At 61.1% G+C, this 23,005-nt stretch carries 20 protein-coding genes; 7 read left to right on the forward strand and 13 right to left on the reverse strand.

Features of this window, described 5'->3' with window-relative positions:
* Positions 1–97: 97 nt before the first annotated feature.
* Entirely contained in the window at positions 98–1,294 is a 1,197-nt protein-coding gene (locus GST84_21670) for a methionine gamma-lyase (GenBank protein XGB14805.1), read from the reverse strand.
* Between the two features lie 127 nt (positions 1,295–1,421).
* Here GST84_21670 and GST84_21675 point away from each other — a divergent pair, with 127 nt between their 5' ends.
* The gene (locus GST84_21675; GenBank protein ID XGB14806.1) at positions 1,422–1,901 is read left to right on the forward strand and encodes a winged helix-turn-helix transcriptional regulator; all 480 of its coding nucleotides are present in this window, start codon (positions 1,422–1,424) and stop codon (positions 1,899–1,901) included.
* Between the two features lie 85 nt (positions 1,902–1,986).
* Here the strand turns inward: GST84_21675 and cysN are convergent, their stop codons facing one another.
* The 3 genes from cysN to GST84_21690 form a co-directional block, all read right to left on the reverse strand.
* Positions 1,987–3,888, reverse strand: a complete 1,902-nt coding sequence (gene cysN / locus GST84_21680; protein XGB14807.1) for a sulfate adenylyltransferase subunit CysN — start codon at positions 3,886–3,888, stop codon at positions 1,987–1,989.
* Between the two features lie 15 nt (positions 3,889–3,903).
* Positions 3,904–4,821 carry a sulfate adenylyltransferase subunit CysD gene (cysD, locus tag GST84_21685; GenBank protein ID XGB14808.1) on the reverse strand — a complete coding sequence of 306 codons (918 nt, stop codon included), beginning with the start codon at positions 4,819–4,821 and terminating at the stop codon, positions 3,904–3,906.
* A 219-nt stretch (positions 4,822–5,040) separates the two neighbouring features.
* The gene (locus GST84_21690) at positions 5,041–5,799 is read right to left on the reverse strand and encodes a Nif3-like dinuclear metal center hexameric protein (protein ID XGB14809.1); all 759 of its coding nucleotides are present in this window, start codon (positions 5,797–5,799) and stop codon (positions 5,041–5,043) included.
* Positions 5,800–5,967: 168 nt separating this feature from the next.
* Here GST84_21690 and GST84_21695 point away from each other — a divergent pair, with 168 nt between their 5' ends.
* Positions 5,968–7,128 (forward strand): PDZ domain-containing protein, encoded by a 1,161-nt coding sequence (locus tag GST84_21695; protein ID XGB14810.1) that lies wholly within the window; start codon positions 5,968–5,970, stop codon positions 7,126–7,128.
* A gap of 129 nt (positions 7,129–7,257) precedes the next feature.
* Here GST84_21695 and GST84_21700 read toward each other — a convergent pair whose 3' ends face one another.
* The 4 genes from GST84_21700 to GST84_21715 form a co-directional block, all read right to left on the reverse strand.
* Positions 7,258–8,022 carry an ATP-binding cassette domain-containing protein gene (locus GST84_21700; GenBank protein ID XGB14811.1) on the reverse strand — a complete coding sequence of 255 codons (765 nt, stop codon included), beginning with the start codon at positions 8,020–8,022 and terminating at the stop codon, positions 7,258–7,260.
* Positions 8,023–8,032: 10 nt separating this feature from the next.
* Positions 8,033–9,130: an ABC transporter permease subunit gene (locus GST84_21705; GenBank protein XGB14812.1), complete on the reverse strand. Its 1,098-nt coding sequence runs from the start codon at positions 9,128–9,130 to the stop codon at positions 8,033–8,035.
* A 10-nt stretch (positions 9,131–9,140) separates the two neighbouring features.
* The gene (locus tag GST84_21710; protein XGB14813.1) at positions 9,141–10,319 is read right to left on the reverse strand and encodes an ABC transporter permease subunit; all 1,179 of its coding nucleotides are present in this window, start codon (positions 10,317–10,319) and stop codon (positions 9,141–9,143) included.
* Positions 10,320–10,386: 67 nt separating this feature from the next.
* On the reverse strand, positions 10,387–11,415 hold the full coding sequence (locus GST84_21715) for a transporter substrate-binding domain-containing protein (protein XGB14814.1): 1,029 nt from the start codon (positions 11,413–11,415) through the stop codon (positions 10,387–10,389).
* Positions 11,416–11,747: 332 nt separating this feature from the next.
* Here GST84_21715 and GST84_21720 point away from each other — a divergent pair, with 332 nt between their 5' ends.
* Positions 11,748–12,404, forward strand: coding sequence for an alpha/beta fold hydrolase (locus GST84_21720; GenBank protein ID XGB14815.1), 657 nt, complete (start codon positions 11,748–11,750; stop codon positions 12,402–12,404).
* Positions 12,405–12,504: 100 nt separating this feature from the next.
* Complete coding sequence (rhlB, locus tag GST84_21725; protein ID XGB14816.1) at positions 12,505–13,947, forward strand: ATP-dependent RNA helicase RhlB; 1,443 nt, start codon at positions 12,505–12,507, stop codon at positions 13,945–13,947.
* A gap of 261 nt (positions 13,948–14,208) precedes the next feature.
* Here the strand turns inward: rhlB and moaE are convergent, their stop codons facing one another.
* The 5 genes from moaE to GST84_21750 all read right to left on the reverse strand — a co-directional run bounded on the left by moaE (position 14,209) and on the right by GST84_21750 (position 18,372).
* Positions 14,209–14,655 (reverse strand): molybdopterin synthase catalytic subunit MoaE, encoded by a 447-nt coding sequence (moaE, locus tag GST84_21730; GenBank protein XGB14817.1) that lies wholly within the window; start codon positions 14,653–14,655, stop codon positions 14,209–14,211.
* Between the two features lie 2 nt (positions 14,656–14,657).
* Positions 14,658–14,903 carry a molybdopterin converting factor subunit 1 gene (gene moaD / locus GST84_21735; GenBank protein XGB14818.1) on the reverse strand — a complete coding sequence of 82 codons (246 nt, stop codon included), beginning with the start codon at positions 14,901–14,903 and terminating at the stop codon, positions 14,658–14,660.
* The gene (moaC, locus tag GST84_21740) at positions 14,903–15,373 is read right to left on the reverse strand and encodes a cyclic pyranopterin monophosphate synthase MoaC (protein ID XGB14819.1); all 471 of its coding nucleotides are present in this window, start codon (positions 15,371–15,373) and stop codon (positions 14,903–14,905) included. Before moaC ends, moaD begins: the two co-directional genes overlap by 1 nt.
* A gap of 195 nt (positions 15,374–15,568) precedes the next feature.
* Positions 15,569–16,963 carry an AAA family ATPase gene (locus GST84_21745; GenBank protein ID XGB14820.1) on the reverse strand — a complete coding sequence of 465 codons (1,395 nt, stop codon included), beginning with the start codon at positions 16,961–16,963 and terminating at the stop codon, positions 15,569–15,571.
* 281 nt (positions 16,964–17,244) lie between these two features.
* Positions 17,245–18,372, reverse strand: a complete 1,128-nt coding sequence (locus tag GST84_21750; protein XGB14821.1) for a polysaccharide deacetylase family protein — start codon at positions 18,370–18,372, stop codon at positions 17,245–17,247.
* Between the two features lie 137 nt (positions 18,373–18,509).
* Here GST84_21750 and yaaA point away from each other — a divergent pair, with 137 nt between their 5' ends.
* The 3 genes from yaaA to GST84_21765 all read left to right on the forward strand — a co-directional run bounded on the left by yaaA (position 18,510) and on the right by GST84_21765 (position 22,971).
* Positions 18,510–19,289 (forward strand): peroxide stress protein YaaA, encoded by a 780-nt coding sequence (yaaA, locus tag GST84_21755; protein XGB14822.1) that lies wholly within the window; start codon positions 18,510–18,512, stop codon positions 19,287–19,289.
* 799 nt (positions 19,290–20,088) lie between these two features.
* A complete protein-coding gene (locus GST84_21760; GenBank protein XGB14823.1) occupies positions 20,089–21,405 on the forward strand; it encodes a nucleotide sugar dehydrogenase in 1,317 nt (438 codons plus the stop codon).
* A gap of 84 nt (positions 21,406–21,489) precedes the next feature.
* A complete protein-coding gene (locus GST84_21765; GenBank protein ID XGB14824.1) occupies positions 21,490–22,971 on the forward strand; it encodes a glycosyltransferase in 1,482 nt (493 codons plus the stop codon).
* Positions 22,972–23,005: the final 34 nt, after the last annotated feature.

Here is a 23,005-nt window from a genome sequence, read left to right on the forward strand (position 1 = left end):
GCGGGCACGCCCGCTCCCACAGGTACACCACAGCATGTGAAACTTGTGGAATACCTGTGGGAGCGGGCGTGCCCGCGAAGGGGCCAGTGCAGGCAACCTAACAGCAGGCCTGCAATGCCTGTTCGACATCTGCCAGCAGGTCCTCCACATCCTCCAGCCCCACCGACAGACGCACCAACCCCTCCGATATCCCATGATGCGCCCGCTCCTGCGGCGTGTAGCTAGAATGCGTCATACTCGCCGGATGCTGCGCCAGCGACTCGGCATCTCCCAGGCTCACCGCCCGGGCAAAGAGCTGCAGCGCATTCATGAAGCGCCGCCCCGCCTCAATGCCACCCTTGAGCTCAAACGCAATCATCCCCCCAGGCAAACGCATCTGTCGCTGGGCCAACGCGTACTGGGCAAAAGACGGTAGCCCCGGGTAATGAATCAATTCCACCTGCGGCTGCCGAGCCAGAAATTCGGCCACCTTCTGAGCATTGGCGCAATGCCGGTCCATTCGCAGGGCCAGGGTCTTGATACCGCGCATCAGCAACGCCGCGTCATGCGGTGACAGCACCGCCCCGGTCATATCCTTCAGCCCTTCCAGGCGAATGCGATCGACCAACGCCTTGCGCCCCACCACCAAACCCGCAGTGATATCACCGTGGCCACTGAGGTACTTGGTTGCCGAGTGCACCACCAGGTCCGCCCCCAGCTCCAGTGGCCGCTGCAGGTACGGCGTACAGTAGGTGTTATCGACCACAACATGCACATCATGCCCCCGCACCGCCTCGACAACCGCCTCAATGTCCACAAGCTGCATATTGGGGTTGGCCGGTGTTTCGAAGTAGATCATCCGCGTTTTGCTGTTTATCGCCGCCTTCAGAGCCTTGGCATCGTTGAGATCGACATGGCGTACTTTGACGCCGAACTCACCAATACCGTGGTGCAGAAAAGCGAAGGTGCAGCCATACAAGGTGCGCCCCACAATCAGCTCATCGCCAGGCCGTAGCAGGGTCCAGATGGTTGAGGTAATCGCACCCATCCCTGATGCCAACGCCAAGCCCGCCTCACCGCCCTCAAGCGAAGCCATGCGCTGCTCCAGCAAGGCCAGCGTGGGGTTGGAGATGCGGCTGTAGAAGTGCCCCGCCTCCTCTCCGGCGAAGCAGGCAGCGCCGTACTCAACAGTGGGGAAGGCATAGGTGGCCGTCTGGTACACCGGCGGCACCAAGGCGCCACCGTGGGACAGCGGGTCGTAGCCATGGTGAATGGCCCGCGTGGAAAAACCGGTGTTGTCGTGGGAGTCGCGCATGGCAACGGCCTCTTGTGGTTTGTTGTAAGCTTATGCCACCGAGCCGCCCAATTTTTTCCAAAATAGCCTACACATAGGCGTGCTTTCTGGAACAAAAACAATAATCACCGGACCAGGAGGGCAAAATATGCCTTCAAGCCTCGACCGCACCGACCGTGCCCTGCTCGCCGCCTTGCAGGACAACGCCCGCCTCACCGTTGCCGAACTCGCCGATCAGGTGGCACTGACCACCTCGCCCTGCTGGCGACGGGTCAAGCTGCTGGAAGAAAACGGCTACATCACCGGCTACCAGGCCATCCTCTCGCCCAAGTCGCTGGGGTTTGGCGTGACCGCATTCGTCAGCATCATGATGGACTCGCACACCAAGGACATGGCGCTGGCGTTCGAACAGCGGCTGATGGAAATTCCCGAAATCGTCGCCTGCCACAACATCTCCGGGCGCTATGACTTTCTGCTGGAGATCCTGGCACGGGACCTGGAGTCGTTTGGGGAATTTACCCGGGAGGTGCTGCAGCGGTTGCCGGGGGTGAAGGAGATCTATTCGAGTTTTTCGTACAAAGCAGTCAAGGAAAGGCGGGTGATACCGGTGTCGGAGAAACATATATAGGACAGATCTTTCCGAACAGTGGGAAGGATCCTGAACGCGAGACAAAAAACCCCGCCGAAGCGGGGTTCTCCTTGCAGGCTAGCGCTTAGATCGCGCCACGCTGACGCAGCACGTCCAGCACCTGTTTCACGCCTTCGTCCACGCTGGTGGCCTGGGTGTCGATCACAAGATCAGCATCCAGCGGCACATCGAACGGGAAGCTCTCGCCCGGGATGTTGTCGCCACCGGCAGCGTACAGGCCTTGCGGGTCACGCTCGCGGCAGACCAGCGGCGAGGCCTGGACGTAAACGGTCACCAGGCGCTCCTTGCCGATCAGCGCCTTGGCCTGTTCGCGGCCTTCGGCATCCGGGGCCACGAACGCAGCCAGGGTCAGCATGCCGGCTTCGTTGAACTGGCGCGCCACGTGGGCGGCGCGGCGCCAGTTCTCGGTGCGGCCGGCGCGGTCCTGTGGCAGGCCCTTGTTCAGGTCGTGACGCAGGTTCTGGCCGTCGAGCACGTACACCGCGCGGCCCATGTCGAACAGCTTGCGCTCCACGGCATAAGCCAAGGTGCTCTTGCCAGCACCCGACAGGCCGCTGAACAGCACGGTGGCTGGCTGCTGGCCGAAGCGCAGGGCGCGCTCTTCGGTGGACACGTGGGCCTGCTTGCCATGATGGCCGGTGCTGCCGTGTGGCAACACGGGCGGGGCGATGATCATGCCGGCGCCAACGGTGCCATTGGTCAGGCGGTCGATGACGATGAACGCACCGGTGGTGCGGTTGCTGTCGTAACCGTCCAGGGCAATCGAGGTGTCCAGGGCAACCTTGACGCGGCCGATCTCGTTCAGCTGCAGCGCGCTGGCAGCGCCCTGCTCCAGGGTGTTCACATCGACCTTGTGGGTGATGCTGGCAATCGAGCCTGGTACGTAGCTGGTGGCACGCTTGATGTCGTATTTCTTGCCCGGGAGCATCGGCTCCTCGGCCATCCACACCAGCATGGCGTCGAAGTGGTCAGTTACCGGCGGGACGTTGTCGGCATGTACCAGCAGGTCGCCACGGGAGATGTCGATCTCGTCTTCCATGGTCAGGGTCACGGCCTGGCCTGGGCCGGCGTTTTCCAGTTCACCTTCGTAGGTGACGATGGACTTGACCCGGCTGCTCTTGCCCGACGGCAGCACGACAATCTCGTCACCTTTGTGCACCACGCCGCTGGCAATGGTGCCAGCGAAGCCGCGGAAGTTCAGGTTGGGACGGTTGACGTACTGCACCGGGAAACGCAGGTCGGTGAAGTTGCGGTCGGCCGAAACCTCGACGGTTTCGAGGATTTCCATCAGCGTCGGGCCGGCGTACCACGGCGATTGCTCGCTGTGGTTGACCACGTTGTCACCCTTGAGCGCCGACATCGGCACGAAGTGCAGGCTGCTCGGGGTCAGGTTGATGGCTTCGGCAAACTTCAGGTAGTCGGCCTTGATCGACTCGAAGACGCCTTCATCGAAGCCCTTCAGGTCCATCTTGTTGACCGCGACCACGATGTGCTTGATGCCCAGCAACGACGCGATGTAGCTGTGGCGACGGGTCTGGGTCTGCACACCGTAGCGGGCATCGACCAAGATGATCGCCAGGTCGCAGGTGGACGCACCGGTAGCCATGTTGCGGGTGTACTGCTCGTGGCCCGGGGTGTCGGCGATGATGAACTTGCGCTTGGCGGTGGAGAAGTAGCGGTAGGCGACATCGATGGTGATGCCCTGCTCGCGCTCGGCCTGCAGGCCATCTACCAGCAGCGCCAGGTCGACTTCTTCGCCGGTGGTGCCGACTTTCTTCGAATCACGGGTGATGGCCTCGAGGTGGTCCTCGTAGATCATCTTCGAATCGTGCAGCAGGCGCCCGATCAGGGTGCTCTTGCCGTCGTCAACGTTGCCGCAAGTCAGAAAGCGCAGCAGTTCCTTGCGCTCATGCTGGGCCAGGTAGGCGAGGATGTCCTCGCTGATCAGATCAGATTGGTGCGACATGGAGTAACCCTGAAATTAGAAGTAGCCTTGGCGTTTCTTGTCTTCCATGGAGCCGGCGCCATCGTGATCGATGACACGGCCCTGGCGTTCGGACGTACGGGTCAGGAGCATTTCCTGAATGATGTCCGTCAGGGTCTCGGCTTCCGATTCGACAGCGCCCGTCAGCGGGTAGCAGCCGAGGGTACGGAAACGCACCTTCTTCTTGACGATGCGGGCTTTTTCTTCCTCGGAGAGGTGCTCGAGGATGCGCTCGTCGTCGATCATGATCAGGGTGCCGTTCTTCTCGATGACTTCACGCTCGGCAGCGAAGTACAGCGGCACGATCGGGATGCCTTCAAGGTAGATGTACTGCCAGATGTCCAGTTCGGTCCAGTTCGACAACGGGAAGACACGGATCGACTCACCCTTGTTGACCTTGCCGTTGTACACGTTCCACAGCTCGGGGCGCTGGTTCTTCGGGTCCCAGCGGTGCTTGCTGTCACGGAACGAATACACACGCTCCTTGGCCCGCGACTTCTCTTCGTCGCGGCGCGCGCCACCGAAGGCAGCGTCGAAACCATGCTTGTCCAACGCCTGCTTCAGGCCCTGGGTCTTCATGATGTCGGTATGCTTGGAGCTGCCATGGGTGAACGGGTTGATACCCTGCGCCACACCCTCGGGGTTGACGTGGGTGATCAGCTCCAGGCCCATTTCCTCGACCATCTTGTCGCGGAAGCTGTACATCTCCTGGAATTTCCACTGGGTGTCGACGTGCATCACCGGGAACGGCAGCTTGCCCGGGAAGAAGGCCTTGCGCGCCAGGTGCAGCATCACGGCGGAGTCCTTGCCGATCGAGTACAGCATCACCGGGTTGTCGAACTCGGCGGCCACCTCGCGGATGATGTGGATGCTCTCCGCCTCCAGCTGTTTCAAGTGCGTCAGTTTGTCGACCATGGCTACTCACGAAAAACGATCTTATGGACGGCCTGCGGGCCGTGTTCGAGCGAGCCACTTTATCACAGCGGCTGCTTCTATTTAGGAGGCTGGCTAGATCGAAAAAATCTAACGATATGACTGGGGGTTTGGGCTGGCAGGGCCGGCCTCTTCGCGGGTGAATCCGCTCCTACAGGCCCGTGTAGGAACGGGTTTGCCGCGAAGAGGGCGACACCGCTATCAGATGGGATTAGGGCAATCGATGAACAGGTGCTCCACCGCGAACCGTCGTGCCAGGTAATCGCCCAGCGCCTGCACGCCATAGCGCTCGGTGGCATGGTGCCCGGCGGCAATGAAGCTGACGCCATTCTCGCGCGCACTGTGGTAGGTCTGCTCGGACGCCTCACCGGTCAGGTACAGGTCCACCCCGGCGGCAATCGCCGTGTCGATATAGCCCTGCCCGCCGCCGGTGCACCAGCCCACCCGGCGGATCATGTCGTTGCCTTCGACCAGCAACGGCTCACGCCCCAGCACGCCTTGAACCCGACGGGCAAAATCGCGCGCGGTCATGGATTCGGCCAGCGAACCGATCAGCCCGACCACTTTGGGGTTTTCCGGGTCAAGTGGCCCTTCGACAGTGATCTCCAGTTGCCGCGCCAGTTGCACGTTGTTGCCGACTTCCGGGTGCACGTCCAAGGGCAGGTGAAACGCCAGCAGACTGATATCGTTATTCAGCAAGGTCTTCAGGCGACGCTGGCGAATGCCGGTGATGCACGGGTTCTCGCCCTTCCAGAAATAACCATGGTGCACCAGCACCAGATCGGCCTCGGCCTCGACCGCGGCATCCAGCAATGCCTGGCTGGCGGTAACACCACTGACAATACGGCTAACCTGCGGCCGGCCTTCGACCTGCAGGCCATTTGGGCAATAATCCTGGATCTTCGCACTGCCCAGATAACGCTCGGCTTCCTCGACCAGGGTACTTAGAGCAACGGCCATGAAAATCTCCTCGAAAACTGCGCTTTTCTCGGGCGCAACGCCTGACGAACGCCCGTATAATGCCGGCCATTATGGGCCGTCGCCGTCACTGGGGGAACCGGTGTATGATCGCGCGCGCTCATGCCCCACTGCCAGGCCGCTGGCCCCTGCTCTTTCCAGGATTCGTTCATGTTCAAGGCTTTGCGTTACTTCGGCTGGCCCCTGCTTACCGGCATACTGATCGCCATGCTGATCATCCAGCGTTTTCCGCAATGGGTCGGGCTGCCCAGCCAGGACGTCAACCTGCAGCAAGCGCCACAGACCACGCGGATCATGCAAGGTCCGGTGTCGTACGCCGACGCCGTGACCCTGGCCGCCCCGGCGGTGGCCAACCTGTACACCACCAAGGTGGTGAACAAAAGCGCCCACCCGCTGTTCGAGGACCCGCAGTTCCGCCGCTTCTTCGGTGACAACCTGCCCAAACAGCGCCGCTGGGAATCAAGCCTGGGCTCGGCGGTAATCATGAGCCCTGAGGGCTACCTGCTGACCAACAACCATGTCACCAGCGGCGCCGACCAGATCGTCGTCGCCCTGAAGGATGGCCGCGAGACTTTGGCCCGCGTGATCGGCAGCGACCCGGAAACCGACCTTGCGGTGCTGAAGATCGACTTGAAGAACCTGCCGGCAATCACCATCGGCCGTTCCGACAACATTCGCATCGGCGACGTGTCGCTGGCCATCGGCAACCCGTTCGGCGTCGGCCAGACTGTGACCATGGGCATCATCAGCGCCACTGGCCGCAATCAGCTGGGGCTTAACAACTACGAAGACTTCATCCAGACCGACGCGGCGATCAACCCAGGCAACTCCGGTGGTGCGCTGGTGGATGCCAATGGCAACCTGATCGGCATCAATACCGCGATCTTCTCCAAGTCCGGCGGCTCGCAGGGCATCGGCTTCGCCATCCCGGTAAAGCTGGCACTGGAGGTGATGAAGTCGATCGTCGAACATGGCCAGGTGATACGTGGCTGGCTGGGCATCGAAGTACAGCCACTGAGCCAGGAGCTGGCAGAGTCGTTCGGCATGAAGGACCGCCCAGGCATCGTGGTGGCGGGCATCTTCCGCGAAGGGCCAGCCGCCAAGGCCGGGCTGCAACTGGGTGACGTGATCCTGAGCATCAATGGCGAGCCGGCCGGAGACGGGCGCAAGTCGATGAACCAGGTAGCGCGGATCAAGCCCAACGAGAAGATCACCATTGAGGTGATGCGCAACGGGCAGCCGTTGAAACTGATCGCCGAGGTGGGGCTGCGGCCGCCGCCGGCGCCGGCTGCCAGCCAGGAAAATAAATAAAGCCGGGGCTGCGTTGCGGCCCTTCGCGGGCACGCCCGCTCCCACAGGATTTAAGTAGGCTCCAAAGCCAACGCTAAACATGTGGGAGCGGGCACGCCCGCGAAGGGCTGCCGCGCAGCCCAAACAGCATCAGTGGAGGATCTGGCTGAGGAACAACTTGGTCCGGTCACTGCGCGGCCGGTCGAAGAAATCATCCGGCGCGGCCTGCTCCACAATCTCGCCCTTGTCCATGAAGATAACCCGGTTCGCCACGGTACGGGCAAAGCCCATTTCGTGGGTCACACAGAGCATGGTCATGCCATCCTCGGCCAGGCCCACCATGGTATCGAGTACTTCCTTGACCATTTCCGGGTCCAGTGCCGACGTCGGCTCGTCGAACAGCATGATCTTGGGCTTCATGCACAACGCGCGGGCGATGGCCACACGCTGCTGCTGGCCGCCGGACAACTGCCCGGGGTACTTGTGTGCCTGCTCCGGAATCCGCACACGCTCCAGGTAGTGCATGGCAATTTCCTCGGCCTTGCGCCGTGGCATCTTGCGCACCCACATTGGCGCCAGGGTGCAGTTCTCCAGAATGCTCAGGTGCGGGAACAGGTTGAAGTGCTGGAACACCATGCCCACCTCGCGGCGGATGGCCTCGATCTGCTTGAGGTCGTTGGTCAGCTCCACGCCATCGACCACGATACGCCCTTGCTGGTGCTCTTCCAGACGGTTAAGGCAGCGGATGGTGGTGGACTTGCCCGAGCCGGATGGCCCGCACAGCACGATGCGTTCGCCCTGGCGCACGTTCAGGTTGATGTCCTTGAGCACATGGAACTGGCCATACCACTTGTTCACACCCTGCATCTGGATGATGCCTTCGGGGCCAGCAGGCTGCTTGATCGCTTCACTCATTTCGAAACTCCTAACGCTTGTGGCCAGTGTCCAGCTTGCGCTCCAGATGCATGGAGTAGCGGGACATACCGAAACAGAAAATCCAGAACACCAGGGCGGCGAACACGTAGCCCTCGGTGGCCATGCCCAGCCAGGCCGGGTCTGCGGCTGCTTGCTTGACGCTGTTCAGCAGGTCGAACAGGCCGATGATGATCACCAGGCTGGTGTCCTTGAACAGGGCAATGAAGGTGTTGACGATGCCGGGAATCACAAGCTTCAGCGCCTGCGGCAGGATCACCAGCCCCATCGAGCGCCAGTAGCCAAGGCCCATGGCCGCGGCGGCTTCGTACTGACCCTTGGGGATGGCCTGCAGGCCGCCACGCACCACCTCGGCGATGTACGCCGACTGGAACAGGATTACACCGATCATCGCCCGCAGCAGCTTGTCGAAGCTCATGCCTTCGGGCAGGAACAGCGGCAACATCACCGACGACATGAACAACACGGTGATCAGCGGTACGCCGCGCCAGAACTCGATGAAGGTCACACACACCACCTTCACGGCCGGCATCCTCGAACGCCGGCCCAGGGCCAGCAGGATGCCCAAAGGCAAGGCGCCGACAATGCCCACGGTAGCGATCACCAGGGTCAGCATCAGCCCGCCCCACTGGCTGGTGGGTACGTTTTGCAGGCCCAGATACCCCCCATGCAGCAGGGTGTAGGCCAACACCGGGTACAGCACCAGGAAGGCCAGGCCGTAGATGGCCTTGCGCGGGAAACGCTTGATGAACAATGGCGCGGCGCCGATGACTGCAAGCCACACGGTCAGGTCCACGCGCCAGCGCAGCTCGGTGGGGTAGTAGCCGTACATGAACTGGCCGAAGCGCTGCTGCACGAACACCCAGCAGGCGCCCTCCTTGGTGCAATCGGCACGGGTGGTGCCGACCCAGTTGGCGTCGAGCAACGCCCACTGTAGCAATGGCGGCACAATCAGCCATATCAGGTAGATCGCGAACAAGGTCAGCAGCGTGTTGAGCCAGTTGGAGAACAGATTGGTGCGCATCCATGCGAGCACGCCGACGGTTTTCACCGGTGGCGGCATGTCAGGTTTGAAAACATGGGCATTCACGGGCGTATCCTCATCGCTCGATCAGCGCAATGCGCTTGTTGTACCAGTTCATCAGCAGCGAAATGCTGATGCTGATGGCGAGATAGACGCTCATGGTGATGGCGATCACCTCGATGGCTTGTCCGGTCTGGTTGAGCACGGTACCGGCGAACAGCGAGACCATCTCCGGATAGCCGATACCGGCCGCCAGCGACGAGTTCTTCGCCAGGTTCAGGTACTGGCTGGTCAGCGGCGGAATGATCACCCGCAGTGCCTGGGGGATAATCACCTTGCGCAGGGTCGGGCCCTCGCGCAGGCCCAACGAGCGAGCCGCTTCGGTCTGGCCATGGCTGACCGAACGGATGCCGGAACGCACGATTTCGGCGATGAAGGCTGCCGTATAGATAGTCAGCGCCAAGGTCAGCGCCAGCAGCTCTGGGATCAGCACCCAGCCCCCGACGAAGTTGAAGCCCTTGAGCTGCGGCATATCCCAGGTTACCGGGCTGCCGAACAACAGCACGCTCAGGCTCGGGATGGCGATGAACAGCAACAGCCCTGCCCAGAACTTGTGGAACGGCACACCAGTTTCGTTGAAGCGCTTGTTGGCGTAGCGCACCATCACGGCTATAGCGGCAATGGCTATTGCCAAGGCCACCACAAATGGCCAGAAGCCATCAGCCATGGTCGCGCCAGGCATGTTCAAGCCACGGTTGCTGATGAAGAACTTGTCATCGAAGTTGATGCTGCCCCGCGGTCCCGGCAGAGTCAGGAACACGGCGAAGTACCAGAACAGGATCTGCAACAACGGCGGAATGTTGCGGAAGGTTTCCACATACACGGTCGCCAGTTTGTTGATCATCCAGTTCGGTGACAGGCGAGCCACACCGATGATGAAGCCCAGTATCGTCGCCAGAATGATGCCGATGAAGGTCACCAACAGCGTATTGAGCAGGCCGATGACGAACACCCGCGCATAACTGTCGGATTCCACATAGGGGATCAGGTGCTGGGCGATACCGAAGCCGGCACTGCGGTCGAGGAACTCGAAGCCCGAGGTGATGCCCCGGTGTTGAAGGTTGGTCTGCGTGTTGTGGAACAGGTACCAGCCCAGACCGACCACGAAGACGATCGTGAGAATCTGGAACAGCCACGCGCGCACACGCGGATCATTCAGGGATAGCCCCTTTTGTGCGCCGATTCGATTTTGCATGAAATGCCCCGGAAAGTAGGGTTCCGAACAACCTGCGGCGGCCGAATGCCGCCGCAGGGTGCAGCCATCAGCGCACTGGAGGCGCGTACTGGATGCCGCCGTTGTTCCACAGGGCGTTCATGCCACGGTCGATCTTCAGGTTAGTGCTCTGGCCCAGGTTCTTCTCGAACACTTCGCCATAGTTACCCACTTGCTTGACGATCTGCACTACCCAGTCTTTGGGCAGCTTGAGGTCCTTGCCGTACTCGCCATCCGCACCCAGCAGTCGGGCGACATCCGGGTTCTTGGTGGACTTGGCTTCGGCCTCGACGTTCTTGGAGGTGATGCCCGCCTCTTCGGCGTTGAGCATGGCGAACAAGGTCCACTTGACGATGCTGAACCAATCCTCGTCGCCTTTGCGCACTACCGGGCCCAGCGGTTCCTTGGAGATGGTTTCCGGCAACACCACGTATTCGGTCGGCGCGGCCAGTTTGGAGCGCTGGGCGAACAGCTGCGATTTGTCCGAAGTCAGCACGTCGCAACGGCCAGACTCCAGCGATTTGGCGCTCTCGTCAGAGGTGTCGAAGGTAATCGGGGTGTACTTCAGGCCATTGGCGCGGAAGAAGTCCGAGACGTTCAGCTCGGTGGTGGTACCGGCCTGGATGCAGATGGTCGCGCCATCGAGCTCTTTGGCGCTGGAAACGCCGAGCTTCTTGTTGACCAGGAAGCCAACGCCGTCATAGTAGGTGACACCCGTGAATACCAGACCCATGCCGGCATCGCGCGAGCTGGTCCAGGTGGTGTTACGCGACAGCACATCGACCTCGCCCGATTGCAGGGCAGTGAAGCGTTCCTTGGCGTTGAGCTGGCTGAACTTGACCTTGGTGGCATCGCCGAATACGGCGGCGGCCACGGCGCGGCAGACATCGGCGTCGATGCCGACGATCTTGCCCTTCGCATCAGGTACCGAGAAGCCTGGAAGACCGTCGCTCACGCCACACTGGACGAAGCCCTTCTTCTTGACCGCATCATAGGTGGCGCCGGCCTGGGCATTGCTCACGGCGCCCAGCGCGGCGGCAGCGGTCAGGACTGCCAGGGTGGTTTTCAACATCTTCATTCACAACCTCCAAATCGCTCTTGTTGTATCGAGCCGGAATTGCACCGCACCCTTTTGAGGCGTATCCGACCCGTATTGGCTTGTTATTGGGTCAATTGGCGCAATGGACTGTTCTGTGACAGCCTTCGCGTGCAGAGGGTGTTACCGTCACGGCCTGCCCTTTGCATCACAGGTTGAACTGCAAAGCGCGTACCAGATTGTCGCGCTGTAGCGTTTAAGCGCTCGTCAAGTAGGAAAAGTTGTATCGTTGCGACATTCTTTTTCCGACAATCATTCCCGGTGCCTACTTTTCACGCACGCCATAACAAGACCCGCACACTTTCGGAGCAGTCATGACCAACCCGCTGATTCTCGAACCACAGAAAACCGCTGACGCCTGTGTGATCTGGTTGCACGGTCTGGGGGCCGACCGTTACGACTTCCTACCTGTGGCCGAATTCATGCAGGAGCGCTTGCTCAGCACACGCTTCATCATGCCCCAGGCACCCACCCGCCCCGTGACCATCAACGGCGGCTATGCCATGCCCAGCTGGTATGACATAAAGGCCATGACCCCGGCCCGCGCCATCGACGAAGCGCAGCTGGAAGAGTCTGCCGAGCAGGTGGTCGCACTGATCAAGGCCGAGCAGGCCAAAGGCATCAACCTGTCGCGGATCTTCCTGGCCGGCTTCTCCCAGGGCGGCGCGGTGGTGCTGCACACTGCCTATATAAAGTGGCAGGAGGCACTGGGCGGAGTGATCGCCCTGTCCACCTATGCCCCCACTTTCAATGACCAGCACCAGTTGAGTGCCTGCCAGCAACGAACCCCGGCCCTGTGCCTGCATGGCGTGCATGACCCAGTGGTAATCCCGTCCATGGGCCGCACCGCATTCGAGTACCTGAACATCTGGGGCGTCGCTGCCCGCTGGTACGAATACCCGATGGAACACGAAGTGGTGGTCGAAGAGCTGAACGATATCCACGACTGGCTGAGCAAGCAGCTGCAATAGGTTGCCTCGCTTGTAGTTGTGGGCGTATTCCGCTACGCCGCGCCCGGATCTTGCATTACACTGCCCGGCGTACATTCCTTAATCAGTTGATGAGACGACCGTGCTCAAAGCACTCAGAAAAATATTCGGCAAGGGAGAGGCCGCGCCGCAAGCCGCCGCTCCTGCTGCCAGCGTGACGCCGGAAGCCCGGCCCGCGGCAATACCGGCCGCAACACATGCCAACCCCGCCCCCAAGGCTGAGCCACCTGCCGCCGCTACGCTACCTGCCGAACAACCGGCCAAGGACAAACCGCGCCGCGAACGCAAGCCCAAGCCACAGGCCAGCCTGTGGAAGCCCGAAGACTTTGTGGTCGAGCCACAGGAAGGCAAAACCCGCTTCCACGACTTCAAGCTGTCCAACGAGCTGATGCACGCCATCCACGACCTGGGCTTCCCGTACTGCACGCCGATCCAGGCGCAGGTCCTGGGTTACACCCTGCGTGGCCAGGACGCCATCGGCCGGGCCCAGACGGGTACCGGCAAGACGGCCGCCTTCCTGATCTCGATCATTTCCCAGTTGCAGCAGACGCCACCGCCTAAAGAGCGCTACATGGGCGAACCGCGCGCGCTGATCATCGCGCCCACCCGCGAGCTGGTGGTGCAGATCGCCAAGGACGCCGCTGCCCTGACCAAGTACACCGGCCTGAACGTGATGAGCTTCGTCGGTGGCATGGACTTCGACAAGCAGCTCAAAGCCCTGGAAGCGCGCCACTGCGATATCCTGGTGGCTACCCCGGGCCGCCTGCTGGACTTCAACCAGCGCGGCGAAGTGCACCTGGACATGGTCGAGGTGATGGTGCTTGACGAAGCCGACCGCATGCTCGACATGGGTTTCATCCCCCAGGTCCGCCAAATCATTCGTCAGACACCGCCGAAAAGCGAGCGCCAGACCCTGCTGTTCTCCGCCACCTTCACCGACGATGTGATGAACCTGGCCAAGCAGTGGACCACCAACCCGGCCATCGTCGAGATCGAGCCGGAGAACGTGGCCAGCGAAACGGTCGAGCAACACGTGTATGCGGTGGCCGGCAGCGACAAGTACAAACTGCTGTACAACCTGGTGACCCAGAACAAGTGGGAACGGGTGATGGTGTTCGCCAACCGCAAGGACGAAGTGCGGCGCATCGAGGAGAAGCTGGTACGCGACGGCATCAATGCCGCCCAGCTGTCGGGCGACGTGCCGCAGCACAAGCGCATCCGCACGCTGGAGAGCTTCCGCGAAGGGCGCATCACCGTGCTGGTGGCCACCGACGTGGCCGGGCGCGGGATCCATATCGATGGCATCAGCCACGTGATCAACTTCACACTGCCGGAAGACCCTGACGACTACGTGCACCGCATTGGCCGTACCGGCCGTGCCGGCACCAGTGGTGTATCGATCAGCTTTGCCGGTGAGGATGACTCGTATCAGCTGCCGGCGATCGAAGCGCTGCTGGGGCGCAAGATCAAGTGCGAGATGCCGCCGGATGAACTGCTCAAGCCGGTGCCGCGCAAGCATCACTGACCTTCAGCGGGCTACACGCCCCCTGTGGGAGCGGCCTTGTGTCGCGATTGGGCCGCACAGCGGCCCCGGGATTTCGGCTTTGATGCGCAGATTGTCGGGGGCCGCTACGCGGCCCTTTCGCGACACAAGGCCCCCTGTAGGAGCGGGTTTACCCGCGAATACGGTAGTGGCGGCAACGGTGAACGGCGGGTGGAGATTGGCCAGCAGGCCCGGCCCCTTCGCGGGTAAACCCGCTCCTACAGGCGATCGGTGGCGCCTTGATTACCAGCGCTGCGCCGCATCCTGGTCACTCTGTTTCCCCTCCACCCACCTTGGCCCTTCCTGGGTATTCTCCTTCTTCCAGAACGGCGCCCGGGTTTTCAGGTAGTCCATGATGAAGTTGCAGGCATCGAACGCCGCCTGTCGATGGGCACTGGCTACCCCCACGAACACAATCGGTTCGCCCGGCTCCAGCGCACCGATGCGGTGCAGCACCTCTACCTTCAACAGCGGCCAACGCTGCTCGGCCTCGACCACGATCTTGGCCAGGGCCTTTTCGGTCATGCCCGGATAGTGCTCGAGGAACATCCCCGCCACTTCGCGGCCATCGTTGAAATCCCGCACATAGCCGACAAAACCGACCACCGCGCCCACGCCCACATTGGCCGCATGCATGGCATTGGTCTCGGCCCCGGGGTCGAACGCGCCTTCCTGTACTCGCACAGCCATATTCAGCCTCCGGTCACCGGCGGGAAGAACGCCACTTCATCGCCCTCTTCCAGCGGTTCATCGAGCTTGCACAGCTCTTCGTTGCGCGCGCACATCAGGTTCTGCTCGGCCAGCACTTCGTACTGCCCGCCCTTGGCTACCAAGACCTGGCGCACATCATCAAGCACCTTGAACGCCCCCTCCACCCGCTCGGCATCCACGCCCAACAGTTCGCGGTAACGGGCGAAGTACATCACCTTGACCTTCATCACGCCTCCACCTTGTAATGGCCACTCTTGCCACCGAGTTTTTCCAGCAGGCGCACCTGCTCGATGACCATACCTTTATCCACAGCCTTGCACATGTCATAGATCGTCAGCGCGGCCACACTGGCGGCGGTCAGCGCCTCCATCTCCACGCCGGTCTGCCCGGCCAGCTTGCAGCGGGCGACGATGCGCACGGCATCCTGTCCCTCGGCGCTGAGCTCGACCTTGACGCTGGTGAGCATCAGCGGGTGGCACAGCGGAATCAGGTCGCTGGTTTTTTTCGCCGCCTGTATCCCGGCAATGCGCGCCACGGCGAACACGTCACCCTTGGGGTGTTCACCGTCGACGATCATCTGCAAGGTCTGCGGCAACATGCGCACCCGCGCCTCGGCGGTAGCCTCGCGCTCGGTCACGGCCTTTTCAGTGACGTCGACCATGTTGGCCCGCCCCTGGGAATCAAGATGTGTCAGCACTGCTCTGCTCCTGTGAAGGGAGTTCGCAGTGTAAACCTGTGGGTCAGGTTTGAGCAGAGATATGTGTCGCCAGGTTTGGCCTCTTCACGGGCACGCCCGCTCCTACAGGCGCTCCACGATCTCGATTCAAGTGGACATCCTGTGAGCGGGCGTGCCCGTGAAGAGGCCGGGCAGTAATCTGCCCGGCTACATGGTTTACAAATGCGACTCAGCGTACTCGGCCAGCACCGAGCGAGGCACGCCCTGCAGGGTGATGTGCACGCCATTTGGGAAGTCCTTGAAGCGCTCGGTCAGGTAGGTCAGCCCCGAGCTGGTCGCGGACAGGTAGGGGGTGTCGATCTGCGCGAGGTTGCCCAGGCAGACCACCTTGGACCCGGAGCCGGCACGGGTGATGATGGTTTTCATCTGGTGCGGCGTCAGGTTCTGGCACTCGTCAATCAGGATCAGGCTCTGCTGGAAGCTACGGCCACGGATGTAGTTCAGCGATTTGAACTGCAGCGGCACGCGCTCGAGGATGTATTCGACGCTGCCATGGGTGCTTTCGTCATCCATGTGCAAAGCTTCGAGGTTGTCGGTGATGGCGCCCAGCCACGGCTCCATCTTCTCTGCTTCGGTGCCCGGCAGGAAGCCAATCTCCTGGTCCAGCCCCTGCACGCTGCGGGTGGCGATGATGCGCCGGTAGCGCTTGCTGACCATGGTTTGCTCGATGGCCGCAGCCAGCGCCAGGATGGTTTTACCGGAGCCGGCGGCGCCGGTCAGGTTCACCAGGTGGATATCCGGGTCCAGCAGGGCGAACAGTGCCAGGCTTTGGTGAATGTCGCGTGGTTTCAGGCCCCAGGCTTCCTGATGCAGCAACGGTTCCTGGTGCAGGTCGAGCAGTAGCAGTTCGTCGTCACGGATGCCCTTGATCCATCCGACGAAGCCCTGCTCATCGATGATGAACTCGTTGACGTGCACGGCTGGCAGGTTGTCGATCATCTGCACCCGATGCCAGGTGCGGCCACGCTCCTGACGGGTATCGACCTTGCTCACGCGGTCCCAGAACGAGCCGGTGACCGAATGGTAGCCCTTGGACAAAAGGGACACGTCATCGACCAGTTGGTCGGTGCTGTAGTCCTCAGCCGCTATACCGCAAGCGCGCGCCTTCAGGCGCATGTTGATGTCTTTGGTGACCAGCACGACATCCAGGTCGGTGCGCCGGGCCCGAACTTCGAGCAACTGGTTGATGATGATGTTGTCGTTGAGGTTTTCCGGCAGCAGCTTGTTCGGCTCGTTGCGCGGGGTCATCAGGATGGACAGGAACCCCTTGGGGCCACTCTTGTTGCGCTGGATCGGCACGCCCTGCTCGACATCGCTGGGCGAAGCGTCACCGAGGGTCTGGTCTATCAGGCGGATGGCCTGGCGGCATTCGGCGGCGATGCTCTGTTTGCCGGTCTTGAGCTTGTCGAGTTCCTCCAGCACCGTCATCGGGATGGCGACATGGTGCTCCTCGAAGTTCAGTAACGCGTTAGGGTCGTGAATCAGGACGTTGGTATCGAGCACATACAGGATTGGCTTGCTGGAGGAAGGGTTGCGTCCTTGGTCATCCATACTCGGTCACCTTATGTCGAAGCCACACGGCGTGGTCTGTTACGCCGCAGAGTGACTGCCGCTGTCCCCGTATCCGCGTTGTTACGGGCGGGAAGCGAACCTGGCCAGGTGAGCCCGGATGACGCCACCTGTGCTGCAGGAATCGGCTGTCTGGTTTCTTCATACCGCAAAAACCATGACCGAAAAAAGCACTTTTACGTATTTTTGAAGTTTATTTTTCCGATTGACGAAGAGGCCTTGGCGCCAGCGTCAGAGGGGACTACGCTCAAAAGTCATACCCTCTATTCGCGGTATCCGTATTCGCGGCAATCCTCCCAGCCGATACCGCTTTGCGCGGTATTGCGCAGCAGCCATTCCACCGCCGGCTGCGCCTTGGGAAGGCTGTCATGAAACTGGATCACACCCTTGCGCCACAACAGCATCAGGGTCAATACGCGCTGCGCGGACGCCTCTGCGCTCAATACACCGTCATCCTGGGCATCGATGTCCCACAACGATACCCGCAACTGCTGGCGGGCCATGAACGCCTCGCCGTCAGCCCGGCGCTGGCCATAAGGTGGGCTGAACAGCGGTACATACTGCTCGGGCAGATCAGCCTGCACCCGCGCCTGGCTGCGCCGCAGCGAATCCTGCCAGTCGATCCACTGCGCATGGGAGCGGTATTCCCACCCCTGGATGCCCACGCACTGCCCGCCATAGAGCTGGCGCAAGGCGTGTACCGAGGCGCCATCACGACGTTGCTGCAAACGGTTACCGAGCGTGAAGAACGTGCCTTCGAGCTTTTGCCGGCGCAGGTAGTCGGTGAGTAGATCCGTACTGCCCCCCTCGGGGCCGGGCCCGCCGACAAAGGTCAGCAGGAACATGCGGTCGTTCAGTTCGTCACCCTTGCGCTCGCGCGAAGACAACCGCTCAATTTCACTGCTGGTCTGCGGCAGCAACGCCGCCTTGCGCAGTTGCTCGTCCAGGTAACGTACATGGAACTGGTGGCTAGGCTCGACCCAACCGGTATAGAACGCACCGACATCGGTGGCGAACGTTGCCGCTTGTGTGCGTAACTCCGCCATGGACGTAACCGGGTAGCAAAATGAGGCATCCTGCTCACAACTGCGCTGAGCCTGTTGATAACCCTCCCACAACCGCAGCCACATGCGCGCCCGAACCTGGCGCACCTTCTGCAGGTTGATCTGCCGCAGCCCCAGCCGGGCCGCCAGGGTCGCGTCATCCAGCAACTCACTTTCGTGCAGTACTTGGGCGAACGAAAGGATTTCTGCCCGAGAGGCCACATCGAACAGCGCCGGGCTGTCCAGCTGTTCGGGCCACAGGCTGCGGTCCAGGCTGACCTGGGGTGAAGGGGCGGCTTGCACGGCCAGGCTCAGCAGGCAGGCCAGCAAAGCAGAAGCAATGCGCACAGTGGAAGGCTCCGCAACGGCAAAACGCGAACTATAGCGCCTGCACCGACCATGGTCTGTGACTATCGTCGCCATAGTTTGGACTTGTACCGCCCACCCCGTAGAATCCTCGGCCAACGATGCCAGGAGCCGACCCGATGCTGACGGTGATTTCCCCCGCCAAGACCCTCGACTACGACACCCCGCCAGTGACCGAGCGTTTCACCCTGCCCCAGTACCTGGATGAATCCCAGGCCCTGATCCAGCAGTTGCGCGAACTGTCGCCGGCGCAGATCAGCGAGCTGATGCACCTGTCCGACAAGCTCGCCGGCCTGAATGCTGCGCGCTTTGGCAGCTGGACCCCAGACTTCACCCCGGCCAACGCCAAGCAGGCGCTGCTGGCGTTCAAGGGTGACGTGTACACCGGCCTCGATGCCGAGAGCCTGACTGAAGACGATTTCAGCTACGCTCAGGGCCACCTGCGCATGCTCTCGGGCCTTTATGGCCTGCTGCGCCCGCTCGACCTGATGCAGCCCTACCGCCTGGAGATGGGCACCAAGCTGGCCAACGCCCGCGGCAAGGACCTGTACGCCTTCTGGGGCACGCGCATCAGCGAATGGCTGAACCAGGCCCTGGCCGACCAAGGCGATGACGTGCTGTTGAACCTGGCCAGTAACGAGTATTTCAGTGCAGTGAAACGCAGTGCACTGAAGGCCCGGGTGATCAACGTCGACTTCAAGGACCAGAAAAACGGCCAGTACAAGATCATCAGCTTCTACGCCAAGAAAGCCCGCGGCATGATGAGCCGCTTCGTCATCCAGCAGCGCATCAGCACCCCGGAACAGCTCAAGCAGTTCGATGCTCAGGGTTACTACTACAGTGCCGAGCAGTCCAAGCCGGACCATTTGGTGTTCCTGCGCGATCACCCCGCGGAGTGAGCCTGCCACGCCCTCTTCGCGGCTAAAGCTGCGAAGAGGTCAGTTGCCGTGATCCCCTCTGCCCTGCAACAGGGCACGCTGCAAACCGCCATCACGCCACGAATTCGACGCCAAAAATTCGACGCGCATCCCTTTATCGCCAAACGCCATAAGACCGTTCATACCTTTTTTGACGAATTCTGAAAAAAAATTTCAGATGCTGGCATAAAAATATCTCGCAACAGTTACGTCCTTGATACACGGGGGTGAAACACCCGCGTGCTATCAATTTGAAATTGTCCGCAACTGAATAAATATTTAGAAATCTTTCATTCGAGTGAAACTGGCTCAGGAACTTCTGCCGAAGCCAATCGCTCATAGTGCCGTAACGATTTTCCTGCCTACGGGCTGTGAGAGATGACTTACAGATGACAGCGGCGGGTATCCACTGCCCGCCATGAGAAATTCGACAGGTATTACGGAAACCCCCGAAGACCTTGTCCATGCAGGAGAGACGCGCCCCTTAAAAATCGTCCTAGTGGTTGATTTCAAAGGATTTATCCACTTGAAAAAACAAGCACAGCAACGCGCCAAGTAGCGCATTGCAATAAAGACGGCTGCATTTCAGGGCACGTTTTTTAATTAATGGCTATCGAGTGCCAACTTTGAGTGCATAACTTTTTGCGCTCCGGATTTATTTTGCCTGCGCTCGGCGAAGTGTGCATTCGCCATGGATCCGTGCGCCCGAAAACTGTTGTTAATCAACCCAGCCCGGCTCTCTTCGGAGGTGTCGGCGTGATAAACACATGAGGTGATAGCGATGCGTATCAGCATCTTTGGTTTGGGTTATGTGGGTGCAGTCTGTGCAGGCTGCCTGACGGCGCGTGGCCATGAAGTGATCGGTGTGGACGTGTCCAGCACCAAGATCGACCTGATCAACCAGGGCAAGTCGCCCATCGTCGAACCTGGCCTGGAAGCACTGCTGCAACAGGGCATCGCCAATGGCCGCCTGCGCGGCACTACCGACTTCGCCGAAGCCATCCGCGCCAGCGACGTGTCGATGATCTGCGTGGGTACCCCCAGCAAGAAAAACGGCGACCTGGGCCTGGAGTACATCGAGTCGGTGTGCCGCGAAATCGGCTACGTGCTGCGTGACACCACCCGCCGTCACACCATCGTGGTGCGCAGCACCGTGCTGCCTGGCACCGTCAAGAACGTGGTCATCCCGATCCTCGAAGATTGCTCGGGCAAGAAGGCTGGCGTCGACTTCGGTGTGGCGGTCAACCCGGAATTCCTGCGTGAAAGCACCGCGATCAAGGACTACGACCAGCCACCGATGACGGTCATCGGCGAACTGGACAGCGCCAGCGGTGACATCCTCCAGGCCCTGTACGAAGAACTCGATGCCCCGGTGATCCGCAAGCCGATCGAGGTGGCCGAGATGATCAAGTACACCTGCAACGTATGGCACGCCACCAAGGTCACCTTCGCCAACGAAATCGGCAACATCGCCAAGGCCGTGGGCGTCGATGGCCGTGAAGTGATGGACGTGGTCTGCCAGGACAAGGTCCTCAACCTGTCCCAGTACTACATGCGCCCAGGCTTCGCCTTCGGTGGCTCGTGCCTGCCCAAGGACGTACGCGCCCTCACCTATCGCGCCGCCAGCCTCGATGTCCGAGCACCGCTGCTCGACTCGCTGATGCGCAGCAACGAATCGCAGGTGCAGAACGCCTTCGAGCTGATCGAAGCCCACGACAAGCGCAAGGTCGCCCTGCTGGGCCTGAGCTTCAAGGCCGGCACCGACGACCTGCGCGAAAGCCCGCTGGTGGAACTGGCCGAACGCTTGATCGGCAAGGGCTACCAGCTGGACATCTACGACGAGAACGTCCAGTACGCCCGCGTCCACGGCGCCAACAAGGACTACATCGAGTCGAAGATCCCCCATGTGTCGTCGCTGCTCAACGCCAACTTGCAGCAGGTGATCGACAACGCCGACATCATCGTCCTCGGCAACCGTGACGAGCAGTTCCGTGCGCTGGCCCTGCAAGCGCCAGCCGGCAAGCAGGTGATCGACCTGGTCGGGTTCATGAACAAACCGACCTGCACCACCAACCGTACCGAAGGCATCTGCTGGTAAGTGCCCGGCCGGGCAGCGATGAGGCACTCGACAAGAGCCGCCCCCTCGCTGCCCCCTTTCCCGAATTCTCGACGGATGCTGAACATGCAAAGGCTCCAGACAGTGCTGTTGCAGTGCGCCGGGTGGCTGCTCTACATGAGCCTGCTCATGCTGATCGCCCTGGCCCTGCCAGCTGATATCTTCGACTCGCAGTCGAAGCACTTCATCTTCCTGGTCGGCGCAGTCGGCATCTGGCGCTACTCCATGGGCGCCACCCATTTCATCCGCGGCATGATCTTCCTCTACGGCGTGTACCCGTACCTGCGCCGCAAGGTGCAGAAAATGGGCAATGCCACCGACCCGTCGCATGTCTACCTGATGGTCACCAGCTTCCGTATCGAAGCGCTGACCACCGCCCAGGTGTACAGCTCGGTGATTCGCGAGGCGATCAACTGTGGCTTCCCCACCACCGTGGTCTGCTCGCTGGTGGAAATGTCCGATGAACTGCTGGTGAAGAGCCTGTGGGCCAAGTACAACCCGCCGGCCCATGTGAAGCTGGACATCGTGCGAATCGCCGGCACCGGCAAGCGCGATGGCCTGGCCTACGGTTTCCGCGCCATCTCGCGCATGCTGCCGGACGAGAACGCCGTAGTGGCGGTGATCGACGGTGACACCGTGCTGGCCGACGGTGTGGTGCGCAAGACCGTACCCTGGTTCAAGTTGTTCCCCAATGTGGGCGGCCTGACCACCAATGAATTCTGCGAAGTGCGCGGCGGCTACATCATGAGCGAGTGGCACAAGCTGCGCTTCGCCCAGCGCCACATCAACATGTGCTCGATGGCCCTGTCCAAGCGCGTACTGACCATGACCGGGCGCATGTCGATGTTCCGCGCCAGCGTGGTGACCAACCCCGAGTTCATCGCCGACGTCGAAAGCGATTCGCTGATGCACTGGCGCCTGGGCCGCTTCAAGTTCCTTACCGGGGACGACAAATCCAGCTGGTTCAGCCTGATGCGCCTGGGCTACGACACCTTCTACGTGCCGGACGCCGCCATCAACACGGTCGAGCACCCGCCGGAAAAAAGTTTCCTCAAGGCCAGCCGCAAGCTGATGTACCGCTGGTACGGCAACAACCTGCGGCAGAACTCACGGGCACTGGGCCTTGGCCTGCGTCGCCTGGGCCTGTTCACCAGCATCGTGCTGTTCGACCAGCGCGTGTCGATGTGGACCAGCCTGCTGGGCCTGACCGTGGCGGTGATCGCCAGCCTCAAGTTCGGTATGGCCTTCCTGCTGGTGTACCTGCTGTGGATCGGCATTACCCGCCTGATCCTCACCATCATGCTGCTGTGCTCCGGCCACAGCGTAGGCCCGGCCTACCCGCTGATTCTCTATTACAACCAGATCATCGGCGCGCTGATGAAGATCTATGTGTTCTTCCGCCTCGACAAGCAGTCGTGGACGCGTCAGCCCACTGCCCTCAAGCGTGACCTCGCCAGCTTTCAACAATGGTTCAACACCTGGTCCTCGCGGACCATGACCTTCTCGGCTGCCAGCATCTTCGTTGCTGTGCTGTTCATGGTCGTGTGAGCCCAACCCGGATCGGATCTAACAGGAACAAACC

The sequence above is a fragment of the Pseudomonas putida genome (assembly GCA_041879295.1).
GTDB classification, from domain to species: Bacteria; Pseudomonadota; Gammaproteobacteria; order Pseudomonadales; family Pseudomonadaceae; genus Aquipseudomonas; species Aquipseudomonas putida_Y.

Bases quoted from the DNA above. Each gene is read 5' to 3' on its own strand.
- GST84_21675 (XGB14806.1), top strand. From the start codon at position 1,422: ATGCCTTCAAGCCTCGACCGCACCGACCGTGCCCTGCTCGCCGCCTTG.
- GST84_21710 (XGB14813.1), bottom strand. From the start codon at position 10,319: ATGCAAAATCGAATCGGCGCACAAAAGGGGCTATCCCTGAATGATCCG.
- yaaA (XGB14822.1), top strand. From the start codon at position 18,510: ATGCTGACGGTGATTTCCCCCGCCAAGACCCTCGACTACGACACCCCG.
- GST84_21720 (XGB14815.1), top strand. From the start codon at position 11,748: ATGACCAACCCGCTGATTCTCGAACCACAGAAAACCGCTGACGCCTGT.
- GST84_21765 (XGB14824.1), top strand. From the start codon at position 21,490: ATGCAAAGGCTCCAGACAGTGCTGTTGCAGTGCGCCGGGTGGCTGCTC.
- moaE (XGB14817.1), bottom strand. From the start codon at position 14,655: ATGGCTGTGCGAGTACAGGAAGGCGCGTTCGACCCCGGGGCCGAGACC.
- GST84_21690 (XGB14809.1), bottom strand. From the start codon at position 5,799: ATGGCCGTTGCTCTAAGTACCCTGGTCGAGGAAGCCGAGCGTTATCTG.
- GST84_21695 (XGB14810.1), top strand. From the start codon at position 5,968: ATGTTCAAGGCTTTGCGTTACTTCGGCTGGCCCCTGCTTACCGGCATA.
- moaD (XGB14818.1), bottom strand. From the start codon at position 14,903: ATGAAGGTCAAGGTGATGTACTTCGCCCGTTACCGCGAACTGTTGGGC.
- cysN (XGB14807.1), bottom strand. From the start codon at position 3,888: ATGTCGCACCAATCTGATCTGATCAGCGAGGACATCCTCGCCTACCTG.
- GST84_21670 (XGB14805.1), bottom strand. From the start codon at position 1,294: ATGCGCGACTCCCACGACAACACCGGTTTTTCCACGCGGGCCATTCAC.
- GST84_21745 (XGB14820.1), bottom strand. From the start codon at position 16,963: ATGGATGACCAAGGACGCAACCCTTCCTCCAGCAAGCCAATCCTGTAT.
- GST84_21715 (XGB14814.1), bottom strand. From the start codon at position 11,415: ATGAAGATGTTGAAAACCACCCTGGCAGTCCTGACCGCTGCCGCCGCG.
- GST84_21700 (XGB14811.1), bottom strand. From the start codon at position 8,022: ATGAGTGAAGCGATCAAGCAGCCTGCTGGCCCCGAAGGCATCATCCAG.
- cysD (XGB14808.1), bottom strand. From the start codon at position 4,821: ATGGTCGACAAACTGACGCACTTGAAACAGCTGGAGGCGGAGAGCATC.
- GST84_21760 (XGB14823.1), top strand. From the start codon at position 20,089: ATGCGTATCAGCATCTTTGGTTTGGGTTATGTGGGTGCAGTCTGTGCA.